Origin of the sequence: Brachyspira aalborgi (genome assembly GCF_008016455.1) — a bacterium.
Classification (GTDB): domain Bacteria; phylum Spirochaetota; class Brachyspiria; order Brachyspirales; family Brachyspiraceae; genus Brachyspira; species Brachyspira aalborgi.
On record NZ_SAXU01000001.1, the window covers coordinates 333,198 to 357,445 of the forward strand.

Below are 24,248 nucleotides of genomic sequence, written 5' to 3' on the forward strand. Positions count from 1 at the left end.
TTAAATTAAACTATAATTAAAAATCAAAAAATAAAAACGGAAATTATAAATGTCTAATAAAAAATTTAATTTAAAAATTCTTATGCTTGCATCTTGGGTATTATTATTTTTCGCATGGATATTTTTCTATGCGGTTACTCAAAGACCTACGATTACATTTTTGATTGTTCTTTCAATATCTGCAATAATCACAATTATAACGGTAATACTTGAGAGAAAAAGCATAATAACTCTTTTTAGAATGCGTTTCGTTCATAAAGCGTTTTTCGGAATATTGTCTTTAATTATAATATTGGCTATACTTGTAGGTTTGTATATAATAAGCGTTAATTTTCCTTTAAGATTTGATTTAACTCAAAATAAATCTTATACTGTTTCGCAACAGACTATGGATATATTATCAAGAATAGATAATCCGCTTTCTATAGTAGTTTTGCGTTCGCCAAGTTCCGACCCGACTTCTTCCGATTGGAGAGCCGATTTATTATTAGAACAATATAAAAGAATAAATAAACATATAATAGTCGAATATATAAATCCTATAGAAAAACCTTCGGCAAAAAGCAAATATCAAATGACTCAAGTCGGAGAAATAGTTTTTACTTACGGACAAAATAAACAGGTTAGAATATACAGAAAAGATTTAACTTCGCAATCAAAAGTTACTTCAGAGCCTTTATTTGTCGGAGAGGAAAAATTTACTCAAGCAATATACACTTTATTAGAGCAGGAATCTTCCGTTATATATTTTACAGTTGGGCATGGCGAAAGGCAATTGCAAGATAGAGGCGGAGAAGGACTTTCTTTCGTTAAAACTTATTTGGAAAATGAAAATTATAAAGTTAGAGAATTAAATATTATTCTTGAAAATATTCCAACTGACGCTTCGCTTTTAATTATAGCCTCGCCTATAGAAAAATTTAGCAATTTTGAAATAGAAAAATTAAATAATTATATAAAAACGGGCGGAAAATTACTCGTTTTATACGACAGCTTTATGGATAGAAACGCTTTTAACAGCAATTTGGATATATTTTTAAGAGAGTGGGGATTTTATACAAGAAACGATTATATAATAGACGCATCTTCAAGCGTTGTAATTCCAGTTAATATAGTTCCTCAATATACGGCGCATCCGATAACTCAAACCTTAAAAGAGGGAAATGTTTTTGCATGTTTGGTTGTGGCAAGGAGCGTTCGAGCGGGAGAAAATAAATATAACGGCGTTTTTGAAAATATTATAACCACTACTCCTCAAGGATACGCAAAGAGAGAAGCGACTTTCGATTTATCGAGAGCGAGATTCAATCCTCAAACGGATATTGCGGGACCAGTGCCGTTGGGAATTAGCGGAACTTACGAAATAGAAGGCAGAGAAAATCCCGCGAGAATTGTAGTTTTTGGAGATTCCACTTTTGCGTTAAACGCTTACATAAATCCCGAGCAAGGGCAATCCGTAGATATAGCTTTTGCGGGAAATAAAGATTTGTTTATGAATACTGTCGCTTATCTTTTGGAAGCGAGACAAAAAATAACTATTAGACCCAAAGAGGCGAGCGTTAGAAACCTTACTTTAACGACTACTCAAACTAATTTTATAAGATATGTCGCTCAAATCGGTTTGCCTTGTTTATTTGGAATTTTGGGAATTCTTATATGGTTTTTTAGAAGAAGATAATTTTTTTATTAAAATATTATGAATAAAATAAAAGAATTATATAAAAATTACGGATATTATATTAATTATATTTTATTGGTTGCATTAAACGGTTTTACAAGTATCTTAAATTATATCTCTTCAATTTATATAAATAGAAGTTTATCAATATCCGATTTTGCATATTATAACGGAATAATAAATATATATTCTATAATAATTTTAACCGTTTCAAGTTTCAGTTATTATATAATGCATAATTACGAAAACGAAGAAGATGCAAAAAGATATTGGGCAAACGGATATTTTATAGCGATTATAATTTTTGTAGTTTTTGTTTTTTCAATTCCTTTAATCGATATTTTATTTAACATAAAAAATTATAAGGCTATGTTTTTAATTTCTATAGCAATTTTTATAAGCGTTTTTACTATAGTTTCGCAGTCGATTTTAAAGATTAATAATTATATCGGCTACGATTACATGGCAAGTTTTATATCCACATTGTTTGGAAAAATAATTTTGCTTGCGATTTTTATAATAACGGGATTAAGTTTAGAAAAATCTATTATATGCGTTTTAGTTTCTTGCTTAATTTATTTTATAATTCATATTTTTGAATTAAAGAAAAAAAATCTTCCGTATTATGCAGAAATAAAAAATTTAAAAAAATATTTTTCGGTTAAAGATTTGTCGGATTTTAAAAATTATATAATAAATGTCGTTATAATTAATTTTATATTTAATTGGATTTCTTTAAACGATGTTCTTATGGCAAATAGATATTTAGATAAATTAAGCGCGGGATATTATTCGACAATTGCTTTAATAATAAAAATGTTTTTCTATATCGGAGCGCCTATAGCCGCCGTTATGTTTTCTTATATTTTAATTTCAATGAAAAATAAAAATAAAGATAGAGAGAAAAAAGTTTTATATTATTCGATTATATTATATTCTTTGGCGTCTTTATTTTTGTCGGCTTTTTTAATAATATTTGCAAAACAGATAATATTAATTCAATTTACAGAAAGATACGAAGCGATTATTCCGTTAATTCCAAAAGCGGCGCTATTCGGTTTTTCTTTAGGTTTTGCAGTTTTGACTTTTAATTATGGACTTGCATATAAATTATTCTATCCTTTTTACGGTTATTTAATAATTTTCGCCTATGTTTATTTTAGCTTGAGAAACGGCGAGAGGACATTTGAGAGATTTATATTTATAATGACTGTGTTTTATTTGATTTTATTTATTTACAATCTTTTAATTATAATATTTCATAGAATATTTTTACTAAAAAATAAAATCTATTAAATATTATAAGACTTTTTTCTCTTTACATCTATCTGTCTTTGAATCTCTTTTAAATTCTTAACGAATATAGTATCTTTTTTTATATCTATTTTTCCCGCTTTCAATTTCAAAACTTTTTGAACTTCAATCGGTTTTATCGCGCACCAATTTGCAATATCGTTTATAGTCGCTTTCAATTCTTGAGGACTATTATAATCTTCTCTATTTATATTTTGAAGTTCGGCAAGAAGCAATAAACAATCGTATATTCTTAACTCTGTTTCGTTTAATTGCAGTATCAAAAGTCTTCTTTTTGAATCGAATATTCTTTTTGCAAACATTTTTGAAAGTTTAAGAGCCATTTCCGTATTATTTGCAAGAACTGTTTGAAAATTTTCTTTTTGTAATTCTAGTAAAACCGTAGGCTCGTTAGCTATTGCCGAAGCGCTTCTTGTAGTGCCTTCCAAAATCGCCATCTCTCCAAAAAAATCTCCAGGGTAAACTATATTAAGAAGTTTTTCAACATCTTTAATTACTTTCATTATTTTAACCGAACCGCTTTGAACCATATAAAATTTATCGCCTTTTTCAAATTCCAAAAATATAATATCGTCAGTATCGTATTTCTTTGTATGCGAAGATATATTATTATCCATTTTTATTCCTTATTTTTTTATTAAAGTTTTGATATATTTTCTTCCGCTTCTTTTGAAATATTATCATTAGGAGGCATTGACGCCGCTTTTTGATAATACGCTTTCGCTTTTTCTTTATCTCCCGTTTTTTCGCATGCTTTACCTAAAAAAAGTATAGCCTCTTTTACATTTTGAGATTTCGGATATTTTTTTATTGCCGAAAGTAAAATTGAAGAAGCGTTGTCGTATTTATCTATATTATAATAACATTTTCCCATATAAAATATAGAATTTTCCGTTATAGTTTCATTTTCGTTTTTCAGCAAAGCGTTAAATAATTTTATAGAATTAATATAATCGCCGTTATCGTATAATTCTAAAGCCTTATTATAATCTTCGTTGTTAATATCGTTATTAGAAAAATTATTTTCATTAATAATATCGAGAGGCGGAGCTATATCGCTGTCGTCCGTTATATTTAATTTTTCTTTGCAGGCTTTTATTTTATTTTCAACCGTATGATAGAAAGCCGAATTTTCATCCGCATATTGAAAATATCTTTTATAAGCGTATAAAGCGTCTTTATATTTTTGATTTTTAAAATAAAATTCTCCGATATTGTATAATCCTTCTAACTGATTAGTCTCTTCTTCATCTTCCGCTTTTTCTACAAGTTTATTTACTTTTTTATTTAATCTTCTAAGCTGATTTGAAAATACTCTTAACATTTTTATTATTATAGATTTATTTTTAGCCACTAAATTTTCAAATTCTTCGTAAGTAATAATTATAACGACACAATCGCTTAAACATTGAACTGTATCTTCTTGAGGATAATCTCCAAGCAGACTTTTTACTCCAAAAAATTCTCCAACATTTATAGCCTCTCTTGCTTCATATCCCGTTTCTTCCGATAAAAATATACTTTGAGCTTTTCCTTCTTTTAATATATAAACTCTATCGGATTTGTCGCCAGCAAAATATACCACAGAACCAGCTTGATATACTCTTGTTTGCATCTATTAATTTCCTTAAATATTGTTTAAACTGTTTTTTTAATTGTATCATTTATAATACTTTTTTCAAGTTTTTTTTAATATAATAGTTTTATTATGCTTGACATTTTATAATAATATGTTATAATAATTCTAAATTTTCAAATGAAATGGGTAGGTGGCCGAGCAGTCAATGGCAGCAGACTGTAAATCTGTCGACGGAAGTCTACGGGGGTGCGAATCCCTCCCTGCCCAAATCTTTTTATAGTTTTAATAAAAAATAAAAATAAAGGAGATATTTTGGCTATAGAATTTTATGACGGATATATATCTATAGTTATAGAATCCAATCTCGTTTTGCCTGAAGAAATAAAAAAATTCGTAGAAGATTGCGAAGAAGCTTGTTCGATAAGAATGCCCGCAGTCGTTTTGGATATGCGAAATGTTAAAGAAATAAACAGCGCGGGAATATCAAAAATTCTCAAATTATACAAAGATTTACAATCTATAAAAATAAAATTATTTATGGTTAATGTAGACGAATCTATCAATCAAATTTTTAAGGATTTAATGCTATTTGCTCTTATTAAAACTTTTGATAATACAAAAGAATTTTTATTATAATTCGTAATTTATATATTAATCAAATTCTATAGCGAAAGCCTCATTGTTTATTTGCATTTCTAATAACAAGTGAATTAAACCCCTTGCATGCTTGCCAAAATTCAACTTCCATTTTCAATAATCCTAATTTCATTATCGCTCAACCCATACAACCCATAAACCAACCTGTCAATCTCTCCATCCAACGCTCTAACCTGCCGCTCTAAAATCTCTTTAGTATTAGGGTTATTTTCTCCAACCAACTTCTTATTAATAGCGATTATATTATCTACAAGTTTAACTAATCTATCATGTTTTTTTTTGTCTTCTTTTTTAGAAAAATCTAATTTTGGAATTGGTAAGTTATTCATTATTTCATTAGAAAATCTTATTGTCAAATCTGCTCCGCTTGTTACTTTTATGTCGGCATAAATAGTATATAATTTTGAATTTAAAATCCCTAATAAATATTTTAAATTATATGGCGATTTTTTAGGTATTATGACATTTAAAGCATTTAAAGATATTAATTTTTCGTTGTCATAATATCCTCTTAAATATTTTGAAATTCTTATAAAAAATAGTTTTTCATCTATAATATTTAATCCTTTATAATCTATACCAGATAAATTATTTTCTATATAATATTTTGTTTCTTTCAAAGAATACCTATCTATAGAATTACCTATTAATAACGGTGTTGTATTTCTTAATTTTTTTTGATGTATAAATTTATAAGAATTAGTATTTATTTTTATCTTTTTTTTACAATGTTTGCAATTTGTAATTTTTAGTTCTTTATTTATTTTACCAGGTTTTTCAAAGAAGTGATTGCAATAAGGACATTTTATTAAATCTCCATTTCTTCCATGTTCTATCCCTCTAAATACGGTAAAATATTCACTTAAAAGAAATGTATTTTTTTGCATTTTATTAATTATAGTATTGTAGCCAGACAATTTAGATAAAGTTAAAACTTTAAATTTATCTCGTATTATATTTAATTTATTTAAATCAGATAAAAATTCTATTTCATTTTTTGAAAATATAATTCTTTTTACATTAGGTTTATTATTATAATCTATAAATAAACCTATGCATTCTTGGGCTACGCCTGGAAATTTACCAAAATCAACTATACAATTTATATTATTTATAAAACTTTCTCTATATTCTTGATATGAAGAAGTTTTTATAAAATTTTTTGGAATTAACAAACCTATAATATACTTATTATTAACTATATTAACTGATTTATCTATAAATATAGCGAAAATATTTAAATTTTTATTTTTTCTTTTAAATTTTTCTTCAAAATATGGCATTTCGGTTTTAGATATTACTTCTTTACTACCCCACGGCGGATTACTTATAACAATATCAAATCCGCCCGACTTAAAAATCGAAGAAAATTCCCTCTCCCAATCAAAGCAATTAATTTTATATTGCGTTTCAATGTCAATATTAAGACTATCGCCTCCGCTATAAAAATCGTTCCCAATTAAAGAGTTTCCGCATTTAATGTTTTCGTCAAGTGAAGGCAAAGCCCTCTCGTTAAATAAACTTTGATTATTCATTATAGAGGCGGGCGTTTCGTTTTCCATACATTTCAAAAGCAACGATAATTTTGTAACCTCAACGGCGTTCGAATCAATGTCGACTCCAAAAATATTATTTATTAGTATTTGCTTTTTCACCCATAATGCAAGCTCTCCGTCTTCGGTAATTGCGTCTTCTTTTGAACCCAAGAATTTCTTTTTGCCTTGTTTTGAATAATATTCTCTATGATAATTTAAAAGATATTTATAAGCGCCTATTAAAAAACTTCCGCTACCGCAAGCAGGGTCCACAATCTTTATATTTGCTATTTCTTTTGGCGTTTTTCCTTTAATTTTTTCTCCAACCGTATTCTCTACAATATAATCGACAATATACTCGGGCGTATAATAAACTCCTCCCGCCTTTCGCACTTCGGGTTTAAGTTCAATTTTCGCCTTACTATTTTTCCCAATCGTTATAGTCTTTCCCAAAAACTGCTCGTATGCATTTCCTATAATCTCAACCGATATTACCGAAAACTCATAAGGACTTTTTGGATAATACAAATCGTTAATTATCTCTTTAATTACTTTATTGTCGACTTCAATATTCTGCGTAATTTTATCTTTAGAAAAATCAAAAATTCCCGAATTATATTTTCCATCCGATTTCTTAAATATATCTACAATATTTTTATAATAATTACTTCCACTGCAAGCCTCCCGCAAATCTCCATAATTCTCAACTCCTCTATCTTCCGCTACTCTCAAAAATATTATTCTGTCAATTATATGTTGAACTGCAAAATTCAAATCTCTTAACGACAAACTATTTAACTTGCTTATATTTGAAGCTAATTTTGTTCTCAAATAGTCAAGCGAATTAAGAAAATCAATATCTACGCTTTCCGTTCCTTTCTTTGATTTTGTATCGGCGTTATATTTTTCTAAAGAGCCTCTTAAAACATTTTCTTTTGCAAATGTGTCGTATAAAAAATCAAATCTATTTAAATAATCTTCATAATTTATATATTCGATTCTCGACATAGAGGCTTTATCGTTAGGCGAAGGTTTTTTAGAACAATCGTAAATTGCAAACTCTTCAAAGTCGGTTAAAATGCTTACTGCCAATTTTCCGCTCCAAGCGTATCTTCTTATTTGATAAGCCGCATCCGCATCTTCTTTTAAATTTCTGCTTGGCTTTTTCGCTTCAACAAAAAATACTCTATTCCCGCCAATTCTAAAAGAGTAGTCAGGGGCTTTCGTTTCTTTTCCTATCTTTAATTTATCTTCATGAATAACATCTCTATAGGTTTGAGAAAGTCCTTCTTTATTTGAAATATCCCATCCCAAATACTCGAAGAAAGGATTAATAAAATCTTGCCTCGTCAAAGTTTCGTTATACTCGCTCGAATGAAACTGCTTATAATTAGATTTAAATTTTTCTACAAGCTCTTTAATTCCGTTGTAAGCTTCTTCTTTATTTTTGCTATTTGCCGACATACTAACTCCTTTGCTTTTATAAAATTAAAAAACTATAATATCAATAGTATATCAAATTATAGTAAATTATTCAAGAAAGTATATTTTAAAAATGAATGTTTTATATTAGCGTTTAATTAAATATTATTTTTCAACTTCTTTTCTATATTTAATCAAACCTTCTTTAAGAATATTCATAGCTTTTTTTAAATCTTTAGCGTCTAAAGAATAGCATATTCTCACTTCGTCTACTCCTAGTCCATCCGTAGCGTAAAAACCTTCGCCAGGAGCAAACATAACAGTTTCGCCGTCAATATTAAAATCTTTAAGAAGCCATATTGCAAAATCTTCCGCATTTTTAACGGGAAGTTTTGCCAAAACATAAAAAGCGCCTTCGGGTTCTCTAACAATCACATCATCCATTTTTGAAAGTTCTTCAAATAATATTTTTCTTCTGTTATCGTATTCTTTTTTAGCGCTTTCAAAATAATTGGAAGGCAAATCGTATAAAGCCGCAGCGCCAATCATTTCAAGAGTAGGCATTGATAATCTTGCCTGACATTCTCTAAATACGGCGTTCATAAAATTTTTATTTTTACTTATTATACATCCTACTCTAGCGCCGCAAGCGGAAAATCTTTTTGAAATTGAATCTATTATAATAACATTTTCGGCTATATCTTTATAAGTTCCCATACTTACGGCTTCTCTATCTCCGTAAACAAATTCTCTATAAACTTCATCGCTTATAATAAACATATTATACTTTTTAGATATATAAGCTATATCATCCAATTCTTTTTTTGTAAATACTACTCCCGTAGGATTATTAGGATTTGCAAATATATATGCTTTTGTTTTTTTAGTAATATGTTTTTCTATTTCGTCTCTATTTGGAAGATGAAAACCGTCTTCGGCATAAGTTCTAACGGCATTTCTTTTTATAGAAAGCAAATCGCAAAAACTATTATAATTTGCATAATAAGGTTCGGCTACCAATATTTCATCGCCTTCGTCAAATATTGCAAATAAACTAAAAAGCACAGCTTCGCTTCCGCCAGCGGTTATTATTATTTCGTCCTCTTCGTAATGAAGTCCCATTTTATTATAATATTCTTGTATTTTTTGAATAAGCTCTTTACTTCCTCTCGAATGAGAATAGCCTAAAGTTTTTCCGTTATATTTTTCTATCGCTTCAAAAAATTTTTTAGGCGTTTCAATATCGGGCTGTCCTATATTAAGATGATAAATTTTAATTCCTTTTTTTTCGCTCTCTTCCGCATAAGGATTTAATTTTCTTGTCGGCGAAGTTTTTAACGCTTGAATTCTTTTAGATAGCTCCATTTTTATCTCCAAAATTTTATTATATATAGTAATTTAATCATATAGAATATACTAAAATAATTAAATTGTCAATATTTATTTTTAAGATAATTATTATAAAATACTTGAAAAAAACGATTTTATATTATAAACTATTATAAATTCTTTTAATATATTTTTAAAAATAATCTATAAAATGATAATAACGGAGATAAAATGAGAAAAGTTGCCAATATATTGTTATTGATTTTAATATTTTTAGTTTTTAATTCTTTAGCTTTCGCTATAGACGATATTGTCGATAAAGATAATTTGTATAATTTAATTGAAGGCGTAACTTCTTCAAGAGCGGGAACTGACAGAATAGGAACGATATACGATTTTTCGCCATTAATGGAAAAAAATACGCCTTTTAAATTAGGTTTTACATTGCTTGATTTAAGTCATATAGTCGATAACAAAACCGTTATAAGCAACCAAAGGATATTTGCTTTTTTGCCAAAAGGTTTTATAGGTTTAAGTTATGGAATATTCGGAATCGGTTATCAATTTAGTTTATATAACGATTTAAGCTCAAATAAATCGCCGATAGCTCATAGTCATTCTTTAGCTTTAGGAATTGCAATGGAAAAATACAGATTTAATTTGCCAATTTCGGTTTCTATTGCCGATAAAAATTATTACGGCGGAAGATTATCGATAAGCACGACTCCTAAATTTTCTTTTATGTTTAGAGGCGGTTTAATGAATGAATTTTCTATTTCTTTGCATTATGGAATTCAACTTTCTTCAATAACTAATGAAATATCGAAAACTTCAATAGCTCCTATGGTTATAGGATTTTCTTTATTTGGCGATATTATGCTTACAAGATTTGATAATTATCCCGTTCAAATAAGTTTGCCCGTAAAACTTGCATTTTATTATGGAATCGAAAGCAGATGGGCTACTATAGACGCGGGATATGCGGAAGATTCTTTGACTAATTATTTATATGACGATAATGGCGGACGCTCTTCTAGTAGCATTAGAATATACGCTTTGCTTCCTGCAAAGTTTGAGGCAAAATTGGGAGCGATATATGTTTATGCAATGCCTCGATTAATGTTTGAATGCGATATTTATAAAGTGGATAGATTATATAATCTTCATTACGGAATGGAAGGAGAGTTAAGAATTACTCCCGTTGAGAATATGACTTTCGGATTAACGGCTTATGGAGAAGGCAAAAGCATAATGAAAAAGAATGCCGAATTTGAAATAAAGAACGGATTTGGCGCTGGTTTGGATGTTTGGGGAATTTGGAGATATTAAACTCTGTTCTTTTGAAAGAATCGCTATAGTCTTAAATATTATTTCGTATGAATGCATCGTTAAAGTTGGATAAAAGCATCTCTTAATGGCTATATTTTTATAAAATAAAAAGTTTAAATAAAATTTTTATATTCAGATTTTGATAAAAAAATACAAACAGATTTGCATGCTTTTACAAAATAGACGCATAAAATAAAAACTAATTTTTTATAATAGCAAATTGCAATATCTCATGCTGTTAAACTTTTTTCTGTCTATTATCTACAAAGTATAGGTAATAATAATATTTTCTATTTTCTCTTTTTTACTTTAATTTTTTTATTTGATTTATTCGACTTTTTAGATTTATCAATCTTAAATACAAAATCAAAAACTTCTTCAACCTGTTTTACCAAATGAAAAGTCAAGCCCTTTTTAACTTTATCTGGAATCTCGTCTAAATCTCTTTTATTTTCAAAAGGAATTATAATATGCTTGATAAATCCGAGTCGTTTCGCCGCGATAGTTTTTTCTTTGAGTCCGCCGATTGGAAGAACTTTTCCGTTTAAAGAAAGCTCGCCCGTCATCGCCGTATCGTTTCTTATTACTTTATTCATTGCCAAAGATAATAAAGCCGTAGCCATAGTTATTCCCGCCGAAGGACCGTCTTTTGGAGTAGCGCCTTCTGGAACATGCAAATGAATTATAGCGTCTGTAAAATAATCTTCAGAAACGCCATAATTTTTAGCGATACTTCTAACATAACTATAAGCAATTTGAACGCTTTCAGTCATAACTTCGCCAAGTTGTCCTGTCATATTTATTGAACCGCCGTCTTTTTTTTCTGCGACTTTAATCGATTCTATTGTAAGAGTCGCTCCGCCCATAGATGTCCAAGCGAGTCCTATTGAGTTTCCTGGTTTAATTGCTCTTTCTGTTAAATCGTTTGTAAATATAGGTTTTTTTAAATATTTTTCTATATCTTTTGAATCTATATTTATATTGTAAGTTTTTTTATTTTTTTCAATTATATCCGCCGCAATTTTTCTGCATATTCTCTCAATTCTTCTTTCAAAATTACGAACTCCCGCCTCGCGCGCGTATCCGTTAATAATATATTCTATAGCTCTGTTTGTGAATCTTATATTTTTTATATTAAGTCCATGAGCTTTAATTTGTCTCGGGATAATATATTTTGAAGCGATTTTTAATTTCTCTTCCATAATATAACCCGAAAGTCTTATAATTTCCATTCTGTCAAGCAAAGGAGATGGAATCGTATCGAGAGTATTTGAAGTAGTTATAAAAAGAACATTTGACAAATCAAAAGGCAAATCTAAATAATGGTCTCTGAAAGCCGAATTCTGCTCCGGGTCCAAAACTTCTAATAACGCGCTTGAAGGGTCGCCCTGATAACTCATACCCAATTTGTCTATTTCGTCAAGCATCAAAACGGGATTTTTAACTTTAACTATTTTCAAAGCTTCTATTATTTTTCCTGGCATCGCTCCTATATAAGTTCTTCTATGTCCTTTAATTTCTGCTTCGTCTCTCATACCGCCAAGAGAAAATCTAAAAAAAGGACGCTCTAAAGCTTCGGCTATGCTTTTTCCTATTGAAGTTTTTCCAACTCCTGGAGGACCTACAAAACAAAGTATTGAAGATTTTTTATTTGGGTTTAATTTACGAACGGCTAAAAATTCGTATATTCTTTCTTTAACATCTTCAAGCCCATAATGGTCTCTATCCAATATTTTTTTGCTTTTATTTATATCTTCTCTTTCTTTAGCTTCTTCATTCCAAGGTAGAGAAAATAAAGTGTCTAAATAATTTTTAGAAACCGTATATTCGGGAGAATGATTATCTATAGAAGAAATTTTTTCAATTTCTTGTTGCATTCTCTCTTTAACTTCGTCAACTACTTTAAGATTTTTAAGAATGTTTTTATATTTATCAATATCTCTCTGTTTAGGGTCGCTATCGTATCCTAATTCTTTTTTTATTTCTTTTAATTGTTCTTTTAAGAAATAATCTCGCTGCTGTTTTTGAACTTTTGAATTTATACTTCCTTGAATTTTCTGCTGTATTTTAGTTATCTCTCTTTCTTTTTGCAAAAGTAAAAGGACTTTTTCTAATCTATCTCTAACTTCAAAAGTTTCAAGAATTTCTTGCTGACTTGCTCTCTCAACATTTATCATTGAAGTGACAAAATCCGCTAATCTTCCAGGGTCATCGACATTAATCATAGTAAGACGCATCTCTTCAGTAAATAAAGGATTATTTTCGCTTAAAGCTTTAACTTCAGAAATCAAAGCTCTCGTATAAGCTTTAATTTCGTTTTCGTCTTCCTTGCTTGAAGAATTATTAATATCGGGCATATACAAAGGCTCTATTCTTAAAACAGGCTCAACATTTATAAACCTAATTATTTTATATCGCTTTATAGAATTAATAAGCAAATTGAGTCCGCCGTCAGGAAGATTCAATTTTTTAAATACTTTTACTATAACTCCGACTTTATATATATCTTCTGTAGAAATTTTTCCGTCTTCTTTTGGAGTGTCGGATATAAATAAATTAAGTCCTAAAAATCCGTTTGATTCTTCTATCGCCTTATTTACAGAATCCGCATAAGCTGGCGGAATTGGAAACGGAGCGTATAGACCTGGAAATAAAGGCTTTCCGATAACGGGAATTATTATTAATTTTGACGGAAGTTTATCTTCTAAAATTGAAAGCGTATTTTCGCTATTGTTTTCGTTTTTTATTTCTTTTTCTTTTATCTCTTTTGTTTCTTTAATATCGTTCATAAAAAATTAAAATCCTTAATTGTTATATATTAATAATATAAAATTATATATATAAGTCAACCGTTTATAATTAAATTTTATTTAGATTATTTTGTTTGTTTTACTTATTCACACTGATGCTTTTTAGAATTAGAAAACTGTATATTGTTATTGAAATTTTTATTCAATAAAAAAATCGTAATTGCGAGAATTTAAAAAGTCCAAAGCAATCCATTTTTAATAAAATTCATTTATTAATTAAACAAAATTTTTTAAATAAATAACATAAATCTTTTATTAACCTACTATTTCTTTCAAAGTTTCTTCTCTTATCTCTCTGTCAGTTTTTATAATATTTTCTATTGTAAGCGGAATATTTATTTCTCTATCGCATATTTTATGAACTATATCGAATATATCGGTAAAGCCAATTTTTTTCTCTAAAAAAGAATAAACGCATATTTCGTTTGCAGCATTCAAAATGCAAGGATATAATCCTCCTTTTTTACCGCACTCATAAGCGAGTTTAAGCATAATGAATTTTTCAAAATCCATTTTATAAAAATTAATTTCAGAATGCTCATGCAATTTCAATTTTTCAAAAGGCGTATTTCTAATTTCGGGGTAGGTTAGAGCATGTTGAATCGGAAGACGCATATCGTTTTTTCCAATTTGAGCGTAAATCTCACCGTCAACAAATTCAACCATAGAATGAATTAAACTTTGAGGATGAATTATAGTTTCAATTTTATCGTAATCCAAATTAAATAAATGATGCGCTTCTATAACTTCAAAACCTTTATTCATCATAGTAGCGCTGTCTATCGTAATTTTTCCGCCCATTTTCCAAGTAGGATGTTTTAAAGCCATTTCAACCGTTACATTTTTTAATTCTTCTTTTGGAGTTTTGAAAAAAGGACCGCCCGATGCTGTTATTATAACTTTTGAAATTTGAGCGTCTTTGAAATGCCTTAATATTTGAAATATTGCCGAATGTTCGCTATCTATCGGAATTAAACTCGCGTTATATTTTTTTAATAATTCGTTTATTATATCGCCTCCGACAACCAAAGTCTCTTTATTTGCTAAAGCTATAGTTTTTCCTTTTTTAATTGCTTCTATTGTTGGTAAAAATCCAGCGTATCCCGTCAAAGCGTTTACAAGAATATCAAAATCAGAATCTCTAACAAATTCTGCAATACTTCCTTCGTGAACATTAATTTTATTTTTTGTATTTTTAAAATTATTTAAAGCTTCTTTTGAAGATATATGAACTATTTTAGGATTAAATTCTTTAATTTGTTTTTGCAAAATATCGATTTTAGAATTTGTAGAAATTCCCGCTATTTCAAAATCTTTATTAAACTCTCTTATAACCGAGCATGTATTATTTCCTATAGAACCCGTTGAACCGAGTATTAAAACTTTTTTCTTCATTATTTATTTTATCCTTTGTATTTTGTAATAATTCATTTTGTAGAGTTTAGATTTTAATTATAATGTATTTATCATTTTTGTAAAAGCATACAAATTTATATTTTTGTAAAAAAGAAACAATTTTATAAAACCGCTTAAAATTCCTATAAATTAAAAACAACCGAAATTTCAGTTCCTTTATTCTCTTCGCTGTTTATATATATATCGGCGTTATAATGCGCGCATATATTTTTTACTATAGTCAAACCCAAACCCGTGCCTTGAACTTTTAAATATTTTTCATTTTTAACTCTAAAAAATCTTTCAAAAATTCTATTTAAATATTTGCTTTCAATTCCGCAACCGTTATCTTTTACGGTAAATATCGCTTTATCTTTGTTGTTTTTTAAAATGATTTTTACCTCTCCGCCATCGTCAGTATATTTTATGGCATTGTCTACAAGATTATTAACTACTTCGGTTATTTTTTCTTTATTTGCTATTATAATTGCAGATTCTATATCCAATTCTATATTTATATTTCTTTTTTGAGATTTTATTTTATTGCTTTCAAAAACATTTAAAATTATATCTTTTAAATCTATTTTTTCGTCTATAGTTTCCTGCCAATTAGCTTCCATTCTGCTTAAAGTTAGCATATTTAAAACAAGCTCTTTCATTCTCAAAGCTTCCGCGTTAATTCTTTTTATAAAATCAGTTTTTTTATTTTCATTTTTATCTTTAGCGCTCATATTTATAAGAAGTTCAGAATAACCCAAAATTGAAGTTAAAGGAGTTTTTAATTCATGCGAAGCGTTTATAAAAAAATCTTGCTTTTCAATTTCAACTTTTCTTATATCGGTAACATCTTCAAATTTTATTAAAGCGGATATATTTTTATTGTTTAATATCGGAATAACATTTATCTCAATATCCATATTTCTTTCTTTTATGTCGAATTTTGAAAATCTATTTAATTTAATAGCGTCTTCTATTTTTTTTATAACGGATTTATCTTTAATAATTTCATTTAAACTTTTAATATCGCTATCTGTAGAGTTTAAAAGTTCAAGAGCGAATTGATTTATAAAAAATATATCTTTATTTTTATTAATCGCCACAATTCCTTGAGCTATATTTTCAAGCACATAATTTAATTTTTCTCTTTCGGTTTGATAGCCTATAATATTATTATTCAAATCTATTGCAAGCTCGTTAATATCGTATAATATGTCGTTAATATCGTTAAAGCCCGTCAAATTTTTTATATTTTGAGATTTATTTTTATATATATTATCCAAAGTTTCTTTTATAGAATAAAACGGAATCATAATGCTTTTTGCCGTAGAAGGTAAAATTAAAGCCATTATTATAATTACAATTCCTATAACCATAACCGCGGTAAATAAAAAAGTTATTAAATATTTATTAACGGAATCCATAGGCATAGAAATTCTTAAAATATAATCTCTATAATCTTCCGCTTTTATTTTTTTTGAAGCGTATATATACGGAATTTTTTGACTAGCCGAAATATGAATCGAAAAAAATGTTCTATCGCCCGAGCTATGCAATGCCTCTATAACATCGCTTCTATTTGTATGATTTGCCATAGGATTTAGCGCAATATTAATCGTAGTGTCGGCTATCACGATTCCATTTGTCGCTATAACGCTTATTCTTAAGTATTTTTTATCCGACTGCAAAACAAATCTTCTAAAATCTTCTTCCGTTTTCATGTCGTAAATATCAACTTCACTTTCAAGCATTTCCATAATATTCATAATCATTACTTGACTATATTTAATATTATTATATTGAACGGTAAAAAGAATTCCTATAAACATTAAAGCGCTTGTTAAAATAAGAATAAACAGCGATTTATAAAAAATATTTTTAATCATAAAATGATTTCGTTAATCTTCCGTAAGTTTATAACCCATTCCGCGAACGGTTACAATATTTTCTTTTTGAAGATTTAACTTTTGTCTTATAGATTTTATATGCATATCTATGGTTCTTGATTCCATAGAATAATCAACGCCCCAAACTTCCTCAAGCATAGTTTCTCGAGATACTGCATTTTCCGCGTTTTCAACCAATAATTTTAATAAATCAAATTCTTTTTGAGTAAGAACAACTTGATTATTATTTACAAATACGGCTCTTTTTCTAACAAGAACTTTTATCTCTCCAAATATCAATTCTTCGCTTTCTAAACTTCTATCTTTCTTTCTTAAATTTGCCTTTACTCTTGCTATAAGCTCCAAAACCGAAAAAGGCTTTGGCATATAATCGTCAGCTCCAGCGTTTAATCCCGTTACTATATTTATTTCGCTTGATTTTGCCGTAAGCATTATAACTTTTATAGGAAGATGCGAATATTCTGTTCTTATGATTTTTAAGATTTCTGTTCCGTCAATATCGGGAAGCATTATATCAAGTAAAATTAAATTCGGAGTTTTCATTTTCAAAGCTTCAAGCATATCGTAGCCGTTTGAAAAACATTTTATATTAAAACCAGACTCTTCAATAGTATATTTTATAAGGTCGCTTATATTAATATCGTCTTCGACCGAATAAATTAGTTCTTTTTCCATATATAATTCTGCCGTAATTTTTTTATTCGTATTATATTATTTATTTTAATTAAATACAATATGCGGAAATTTTAGCTATTTTGCATTATTCGGATTATCTTTACTTGAAGAATCTAAACCAGAAATACTATATCTCATTTCCGTATCAGCCATTATATTCTTCATATTATAATAATCCAAAACGCCAATATTTCCTTTTTTCAAAGCGTCCGCAATAGCTAAAGGAAGTTGAGATTCAGCTTCCACAACTTTAGCTTTCATCTCTTCAACTTGCGCTTTCATTTCCTGCTCTCTCGCTATAGCCATAACTCTTCGCTCTTCGGCTTTAGCTTGAGCTATTTTTTTATCCGCTTCCGCTTGGTCAATTTGCAAAACCGCTCCGATATTGTTTCCGACATCAACATCCGCAATATCTATTGATAAAATTTCAAAAGCCGTGCCAGAATCCAAACCCTTTGCCAAAACTACTTGAGAGATTCTATCGGGATTTTCCAAAACTTCTTTATGAGATGCCGAACTTCCTATTGTGGTGACTATTCCTTCTCCCACTCTCGCGATTATTGTCTCTTCTCCCGCTCCTCCGACAAGTCTATTAATATTCGTTCTAACAGTTACTCTTGCCGTAGCCTTTACCTGAATTCCGTCTTTCGCAACCGCGGCGATTAAAGGCGTGGCTATAACTCTTGGAGATACGGAAGTTCTAATCGCGTCTACTAAATCTCGTCCCGCCAAATCTATAGCGCATGCTCTTTCAAATGATAAATTCAAAGAGGCTTTATCTGCGGCAATCAAAGCGTCCGACACAGCGGTTGGATTTCCTCCAGCCAAATAATGCGCCTCGAGTTCGTTACTTCCTATTTTTAATCCCGCTTTCCATAATTTAATCTGATTCAAAACTATTAAAGAAGGATTTACTCTCCTTAATCGCATAGTAAGTAAAGTTATTATGCTTATTCTTACGCCCGAAAACAAAGCCGTCACCCAAAGTCCGATTGGGAAAAAACGCAAGAAAATAAGCAGAATAATTAATATAATAACTATTCCTATAAACATTGGAATCATACTGAATCCTCCTAAAGATAAAATATCATACATAATAAAATCTCCTTAATTATTTTTTAATTTAATACTAATTTTACTTTATTTTTTATTTCCATAACTTATATATATATTTTTTTAATATTAAGTAATCCCTTTTTATTAATTATTTTCATCTATAAGTTTATTAACCTATTCTATTGATAAGTTTTCTAAATCCTCTATATCCTCTTCGTTATCAAAATCGCTATCATCAAAGTCTTCGTCAAGCATTTTTTCTACTTCATTATTTATTTCAATTATATCTGTAATTATATTACTATTATTCTTATATTCAATAGCTATTAAATTATGATATGATAAAGCTATTAACATAGCATCTATATATTTATAATTTTTATTTGAATTATAGAATTTATCATTATATTTATCTTTATTCCTCATAACCCAATTCCTTACAAATAAACTATTTGGCTTTGTATGCTTTTTATATATCTTAACTATCTTTTTACATAAACTTAATAATACTGATTTATCTATAAATTCTAACATATTTATTACTCCTGCGGCTTATATATTAAAAAATATCTGCCATAATTATCTTTATGCATATCTTCCAAAACCTACTCTCTTTTGTCTATAAATCCTTTGCTTTCAGCCATCTAAAACTTTATAAGCAATAACTCTTAAAAATTATTTCATTTTTTACATCCACTTACTCATCATATCCTCATAATGTTTATTAAAATCTTCTACTGTTTCTGGGTATTCCGTTGTATATTCCCTTACTAAAAAATCCCAACCTGGTAAGCAAGTTGGTCTTATTTTATTATCTCCTGCCTTATATCCTATGGTATTTTGTATATTGTTTTTTATTAAATGATAATTCTTATAATTAGCTATATCCTCGGCAAACCTCTTTAATTGCCATCTGCCATATTTATTTGTTTCTATTTCATCATTATCAATATTTAACATACTTTTAAGTAAATTGGCTTTGCCTGTTTCAGATAGATTATTCCAAAAATTCTCATTTATTTTTTCTGGTTTTTTTAACATATTATTTACCTCTTATATTATATACCTTATAACCAATGTTTTATTCTATTAATATTTTTACCCCCGGTAAATAAAGTAACTTATAACTCTTTGTAGGTATTATAAATACATTTTCACCCTTATAAAATAGCATATCAGCTATTAAGGTATTAGCGCTTAATAATTGAAATTCTGGGAAGCATAATAATTTATTGCGTATAATTGCCAAATCTTTACCCATTACCTTATAAGTAGCAAAACTATTAATATATAATTCATTTGTAGTATCCTTGGTTGGTTGAATATCTTCCATAAGCTCACCCATATCGCCGATAGTGGATAGTAAAATAAAATTATTACTTTGATGGCAAATTTTTAATTTTCCTTTGCCAAACATTCTACTATATGATTCTATAACTTTATTCATTTAATAATACCTACCTAATTTTGATTTTTAAGCCATTTATAATATTCTATTATATTATCTTTAAACTTAAGGCTTTTATTAAGACGCTCTTTCAATTTTGCCCTATATTCTTTAATCTTACTCTCATCATAACTTGCTACAATTATATTAGCGCCATTAAGTTTTTTATTTTATTTTATAAATTTATATACTTAATTAATTATGCACATAAGTTCCTATACTCTCTCCCGAAATCGCTTTTGTGATATTTCCCATTTTATTCATATTAAAAACTCTTATAGGCATATCGTTATCATTAGCCATAGCGAAAGCCGTCATATCCATAACTCGAAGATTTTTATTTAAAGCCTCTCTAAAAGTAATTTCGTTATACATTTTAGCGTCTTCATTATTTTTCGGATCTTTATCGTAAACTCCATCAACATTTGTGCCTTTAAGCACTATTGAAGCTCCTATTTCTAAAGCTCTTAAAATTGCGGTGCTGTCTGTCGTAAAATAAGGATTTGAAGTTCCGCCAGCTATTATTAAAACATTTCCTCTCTCAAGTATTCTTATAGCTTTATCTCTTTCAAATCCTTCAATCATACCTTCAATATTAAAAGAAGAAAGAATTTGAGTTGGAGTTCCAGCCGCCATAAATCTATCTTTCAATGCTATAGCATTCATTATAGTTGCAAGCATTCCCATTGAGTCGGCAGTCGCTCTAACCATTCCCGTTTTATTAGAAAGTTGCATTCCTCTGAAAATATTTCCGCCGCCAACGACAACCGCTATTTGAGTGTCGCCTCCCGCTTCCTTCATTTCCAAAGCTATTCTATCGACTACATTATTGTCAATTCCGTAATCTTTTTGTCCAAGTAAAGCTTCGCCTGAAATTTTTAATAATACAGTTTTTTTCATTATACAATTTACCTTAATTTTAAGCTCTTAAATCAATGAATAAGAATAATATTAAACTTTTTTTACAAATAAAACAAGCCGATTTTATTTACTTTTTTTCATTTCTTCTATAACTTTTGATAGTATAGAAATTCCTTTATCTATCATTTCAGGAGACGAATTAGTATAATTTAATCTAAAAGTTCCTTCTCCTCTTTTCTTTTCATAGAAAGGCTCTCCAGGAGCGATAGCGACTCCGTTATCTGCGGCTTTTTTTCCAAGTTCTACGGCGTCAATTCCTTTAGGAAGTTTAACCCAAATAAACATTCCGCCTTCAGGATGCGTCCAATGTATATCTTTAGCAAAATATTTATCCATAGCTTCAAGCATATAATCGCATTGTTTTTTATATAAATCGGTAATCTTTTTTATATGAGCGTCATAATCATTGTCTTTAAGATATTGAGCTACAACCATTTGACTAAATATACTCGTATGAAAATCAACAAGTTGTTTATAATGTTTCATTTTATTTATTACTTCGTCAACTCCGCAAGCTATCCATCCCATTCTAAAACCAGGCGAAAAAGTTTTTGAAAAAGTTCCCATAAGTATTGCCTGTTCGCCAAGCAAATTATAAAAAGATTTTTGATGCTCTCCTCTAAATCTCAATTCTCCGTAAGGATTATCTTCAATAAAAAAAGTGTCTTTTCCTTTCATTATTTCGGCTATTTTTTCTCTAACTTCGCTCGTATAAGTTATTCCCGTAGGATTTTGAAAAGTAGGAACAGAATAAAATAATTTATGATTATATTTATTCATAGATTCTTTAAACTCTTCCAAATTTGCTCCGACTTCGTTTAAACTAACCGTTCTTATATTCGGGTTATAAATATGAAAAGTTTGCAAAGCCACTAAATATGAAGGGTCTTCAACCAAAACATCGTCTCCCGCATCAATCAAAACCGAAGCGATTATATCCAAAGCTTGCTGAGAACCGTTTGTTATAAGAATATTTTTCGCTTTTATATCCGCTCCCTGCATTTTATATCTATTTGCTATAAACTCTCTTAATGGCAAATATCCGTCCGCATTATTATATTGCAAAGATTGAATTCCGTTATTATCTAAAACCTTGCAACATGCTTCTTTAATCTCTTCAACGGGAAAAGAAATAGGATTTGGAAGTCCGCCTGCAAAAGATATTAAATCTCCCTTTGCCGCAACATCCAACATCATTTTTACAAATTGCCCTTGAAAATCTTCTTTTAACGCTCTCTTTGATAATCTTAATTTCATTTAAAACTCCTTTATGTTTAATTTAATTATATTTATTTTAAATTTTTTATTTAAAATTTTAATTATAGATTAGTTTAACGATATTACAGAATATTGACGATAATAGATAAAATGACATTATTTTGATTTTTATATTTTTTAAAATAATTTAAAGAACGATAATTTTTTGTTTCGTTCGTAAATTCAAAAGCGTTCATATTTATCTCCCGTTTTTTATTTATTTAATGAATAATATATTATAATTATTTTGTATAAATTGCAATAGTTTAATTTGATTTATTTTTTATTTTAATAAAACTCGTTTAATTAAATAACCAAAATTTTTGAAATTAACATTTTAATAATTTTTTATTGACAATAATCAAATTTCTAATATAATACCTTTATTAATTAATCGTATAAAATAATATCGAATTGGAGCAGAATTTTATGGATGAAGAATTTGAACAATATTTAGATAAATTTTATAAAGGCTATAAAGGTATGCAGTTATTTAATTCCATATCTGAAAGTTATGCAAAATCATTCGGGCTTTCTTATGTAAATTTTATTATTTTATATTCTATATTTACAACTGAAAATTGCACTCAAACTATTATATGCAAAAATCTATCGCTTCCAAAACAAACTGTAAATATAGCTATAACATATTTTTATAAAAAAGGTTATATAAAATTAATTGAAAATCCAGAAAATCGAAGAGAAAAAACTATTCATTTTACTGAAGAAGGCAAAAAATATGCAGAAAATATTATTCTAAAATTTCAAGAATGCGAATATAAAACTATAAAAGGAATTGGGCTAGAAAATATTGAAACTTTTATAAAAATTTTAAACTCGTATGCTGAAATATGGCAAAATGAAATAACTAAAATCATTAATAAATAGATACATTCATAAATTTTTAACATAATAGTCATATATAATTACTAATATATTATTTTACTTTTATTTTTTATAATGGTTATATTTAATAATTATAAAATAAATTAATTATTATAATATTTTATCTTTTTATTTTAATTTGGTTATATATTATTATAATTATATTTTATGATTATAATGATTTTGTATTATATAAGGAGGTTGCTATGGATACAAGCTAATAAAATTTAATAAACTAATGATTTATTAAAAATATTAAAACAAAATTTAAAAATTAAGGAATAACAAAATGAAATTAAAAATTTTTATAATAACTTCTTTTTTAACGATTTCAAGCGCTCTATTTCCCGCTTTTGAATTCGAGCTTTTGTCTAAACTTGGATTTGCAGACAGTTGGACGGATTTAACTGAAAGCGTATTTGAGCCAAGAATAAATATAAATTTGCAAATGGGTTATGAATTTCCCGTAAATAAAGGCTTATTCAAAGGTTTCGGTTTATTATTCGATTTCGGGATTGATGCAAATATGCTTTCTATAGCAAACCCTAACGAAAATTATAAAATAAATCAAATAGAGGCTGGCGGAGTATATACGGGGCTGGCTTTTAAATTTGTTTTAAGTAAAAATCCATCTTCTATAGTCGATTTGGCTGTCGGCGTAGCTTCGGGCGTAAAATTTATTCCGATTATTGACGACTTCAATATAAAACCCAATAAAGTTCCTTTCTCGCCTTATGTTAAATTATTTTTTGAGGATAGAATTTATACCACTGAAAAAATATCTTTGGTTGCGGGATTTGACATTTATTATGAATATATGTTTTTCGATAAAAACGATAGAAACAGATTATTTGCAGGCTATAATATAAATCAGCATCATTCAATAGGAGCTAATGCTACTATAGGGCTTCGTTTTGGTAAAAGGTAATAAATTAAACAATTAAAAATCATTTCACATTAAAAAGGATTGTCTATTAATTTAGATAATCCTTTTTATTTTTATAATTGATTAATTAAAATTGATATAAAAACGATTGAAAAAATATAACATTTAT

At 28.2% G+C, this 24,248-nt stretch carries 20 protein-coding genes and 1 tRNA gene; 7 read left to right on the plus strand and 14 right to left on the minus strand.

Going from position 1 to position 24,248, the window contains the following annotated elements:
• Positions 1 to 49 precede the first annotated feature (49 nt).
• The gene (locus EPJ79_RS01535; protein WP_147738180.1) at positions 50 to 1,678 is read left to right on the plus strand and encodes a GldG family protein; all 1,629 of its coding nucleotides are present in this window, start codon (positions 50 to 52) and stop codon (positions 1,676 to 1,678) included.
• Positions 1,679 to 1,696: 18 nt separating this feature from the next.
• Complete coding sequence (locus EPJ79_RS01540; RefSeq protein ID WP_147738181.1) at positions 1,697 to 2,974, plus strand: MATE family efflux transporter; 1,278 nt, start codon at positions 1,697 to 1,699, stop codon at positions 2,972 to 2,974.
• On the opposite strand, the gene EPJ79_RS01545 is transcribed toward EPJ79_RS01540, so the two are convergent.
• Both EPJ79_RS01545 and EPJ79_RS01550 read right to left on the minus strand, forming a co-directional pair.
• Positions 2,971 to 3,609 (minus strand): Crp/Fnr family transcriptional regulator, encoded by a 639-nt coding sequence (locus tag EPJ79_RS01545; RefSeq protein WP_021958441.1) that lies wholly within the window; start codon positions 3,607 to 3,609, stop codon positions 2,971 to 2,973. The genes EPJ79_RS01540 and EPJ79_RS01545 overlap by 4 nt on opposite strands.
• A 20-nt stretch (positions 3,610 to 3,629) precedes the next feature.
• Entirely contained in the window at positions 3,630 to 4,607 is a 978-nt protein-coding gene (locus EPJ79_RS01550; protein WP_147738182.1) for a cyclic nucleotide-binding domain-containing protein, read from the minus strand.
• A gap of 148 nt (positions 4,608 to 4,755) precedes the next feature.
• Here EPJ79_RS01550 and EPJ79_RS01555 point away from each other — a divergent pair.
• A tRNA-Tyr gene (locus EPJ79_RS01555) sits at positions 4,756 to 4,838 on the plus strand.
• Between the two features lie 45 nt (positions 4,839 to 4,883).
• Entirely contained in the window at positions 4,884 to 5,207 is a 324-nt protein-coding gene (locus EPJ79_RS01560) for an STAS domain-containing protein (RefSeq protein ID WP_147559701.1), read from the plus strand.
• Between the two features lie 101 nt (positions 5,208 to 5,308).
• Here the strand turns inward: EPJ79_RS01560 and EPJ79_RS01565 are convergent, their stop codons facing one another.
• A complete protein-coding gene (locus EPJ79_RS01565; RefSeq protein WP_147738183.1) occupies positions 5,309 to 8,227 on the minus strand; it encodes an Eco57I restriction-modification methylase domain-containing protein in 2,919 nt (972 codons plus the stop codon).
• Between the two features lie 123 nt (positions 8,228 to 8,350).
• Positions 8,351 to 9,550: a pyridoxal phosphate-dependent aminotransferase gene (locus EPJ79_RS01570; RefSeq protein WP_147738184.1), complete on the minus strand. Its 1,200-nt coding sequence runs from the start codon at positions 9,548 to 9,550 to the stop codon at positions 8,351 to 8,353.
• Between the two features lie 195 nt (positions 9,551 to 9,745).
• On the opposite strand from EPJ79_RS01570, the gene EPJ79_RS01575 reads away from it, so the two are divergent.
• A complete protein-coding gene (locus tag EPJ79_RS01575) occupies positions 9,746 to 10,843 on the plus strand; it encodes a cell surface protein (protein ID WP_147738185.1) in 1,098 nt (365 codons plus the stop codon).
• Between the two features lie 290 nt (positions 10,844 to 11,133).
• Here the strand turns inward: EPJ79_RS01575 and lon are convergent, their stop codons facing one another.
• From lon to EPJ79_RS01625, 10 genes are all read right to left on the minus strand, one after another.
• Positions 11,134 to 13,632, minus strand: a complete 2,499-nt coding sequence (gene lon / locus EPJ79_RS01580) for an endopeptidase La (RefSeq protein WP_147738186.1) — start codon at positions 13,630 to 13,632, stop codon at positions 11,134 to 11,136.
• Positions 13,633 to 13,908: 276 nt separating this feature from the next.
• Entirely contained in the window at positions 13,909 to 15,048 is a 1,140-nt protein-coding gene (gene dxr, locus EPJ79_RS01585) for a 1-deoxy-D-xylulose-5-phosphate reductoisomerase (RefSeq protein WP_147738187.1), read from the minus strand.
• A gap of 143 nt (positions 15,049 to 15,191) precedes the next feature.
• Positions 15,192 to 16,931: a sensor histidine kinase gene (locus tag EPJ79_RS01590; protein ID WP_147738188.1), complete on the minus strand. Its 1,740-nt coding sequence runs from the start codon at positions 16,929 to 16,931 to the stop codon at positions 15,192 to 15,194.
• A gap of 12 nt (positions 16,932 to 16,943) precedes the next feature.
• Complete coding sequence (locus EPJ79_RS01595) at positions 16,944 to 17,627, minus strand: response regulator transcription factor (protein WP_147527763.1); 684 nt, start codon at positions 17,625 to 17,627, stop codon at positions 16,944 to 16,946.
• A gap of 75 nt (positions 17,628 to 17,702) precedes the next feature.
• A complete protein-coding gene (gene floA / locus EPJ79_RS01600; protein WP_274595992.1) occupies positions 17,703 to 18,722 on the minus strand; it encodes a flotillin-like protein FloA in 1,020 nt (339 codons plus the stop codon).
• A 135-nt stretch (positions 18,723 to 18,857) separates the two neighbouring features.
• The gene (locus EPJ79_RS01605) at positions 18,858 to 19,217 is read right to left on the minus strand and encodes a hypothetical protein (protein ID WP_147559629.1); all 360 of its coding nucleotides are present in this window, start codon (positions 19,215 to 19,217) and stop codon (positions 18,858 to 18,860) included.
• A gap of 153 nt (positions 19,218 to 19,370) precedes the next feature.
• Complete coding sequence (locus tag EPJ79_RS01610) at positions 19,371 to 19,724, minus strand: hypothetical protein (RefSeq protein WP_147738189.1); 354 nt, start codon at positions 19,722 to 19,724, stop codon at positions 19,371 to 19,373.
• Positions 19,725 to 19,764: 40 nt separating this feature from the next.
• Entirely contained in the window at positions 19,765 to 20,130 is a 366-nt protein-coding gene (locus tag EPJ79_RS01615; protein ID WP_147738190.1) for a hypothetical protein, read from the minus strand.
• 195 nt (positions 20,131 to 20,325) lie between these two features.
• Positions 20,326 to 21,030, minus strand: a complete 705-nt coding sequence (gene pyrH, locus EPJ79_RS01620; protein ID WP_147738191.1) for a UMP kinase — start codon at positions 21,028 to 21,030, stop codon at positions 20,326 to 20,328.
• Between the two features lie 84 nt (positions 21,031 to 21,114).
• Positions 21,115 to 22,308 (minus strand): aminotransferase-like domain-containing protein, encoded by a 1,194-nt coding sequence (locus tag EPJ79_RS01625; protein ID WP_147738192.1) that lies wholly within the window; start codon positions 22,306 to 22,308, stop codon positions 21,115 to 21,117.
• 429 nt (positions 22,309 to 22,737) lie between these two features.
• Between EPJ79_RS01625 and EPJ79_RS01630 the strand changes: the two genes are divergently transcribed.
• Both EPJ79_RS01630 and EPJ79_RS01635 read left to right on the plus strand, forming a co-directional pair.
• Positions 22,738 to 23,196 (plus strand): MarR family winged helix-turn-helix transcriptional regulator, encoded by a 459-nt coding sequence (locus EPJ79_RS01630; RefSeq protein ID WP_147738193.1) that lies wholly within the window; start codon positions 22,738 to 22,740, stop codon positions 23,194 to 23,196.
• Between the two features lie 286 nt (positions 23,197 to 23,482).
• On the plus strand, positions 23,483 to 24,121 hold the full coding sequence (locus EPJ79_RS01635; protein ID WP_147738194.1) for a hypothetical protein: 639 nt from the start codon (positions 23,483 to 23,485) through the stop codon (positions 24,119 to 24,121).
• Positions 24,122 to 24,248: the final 127 nt, after the last annotated feature.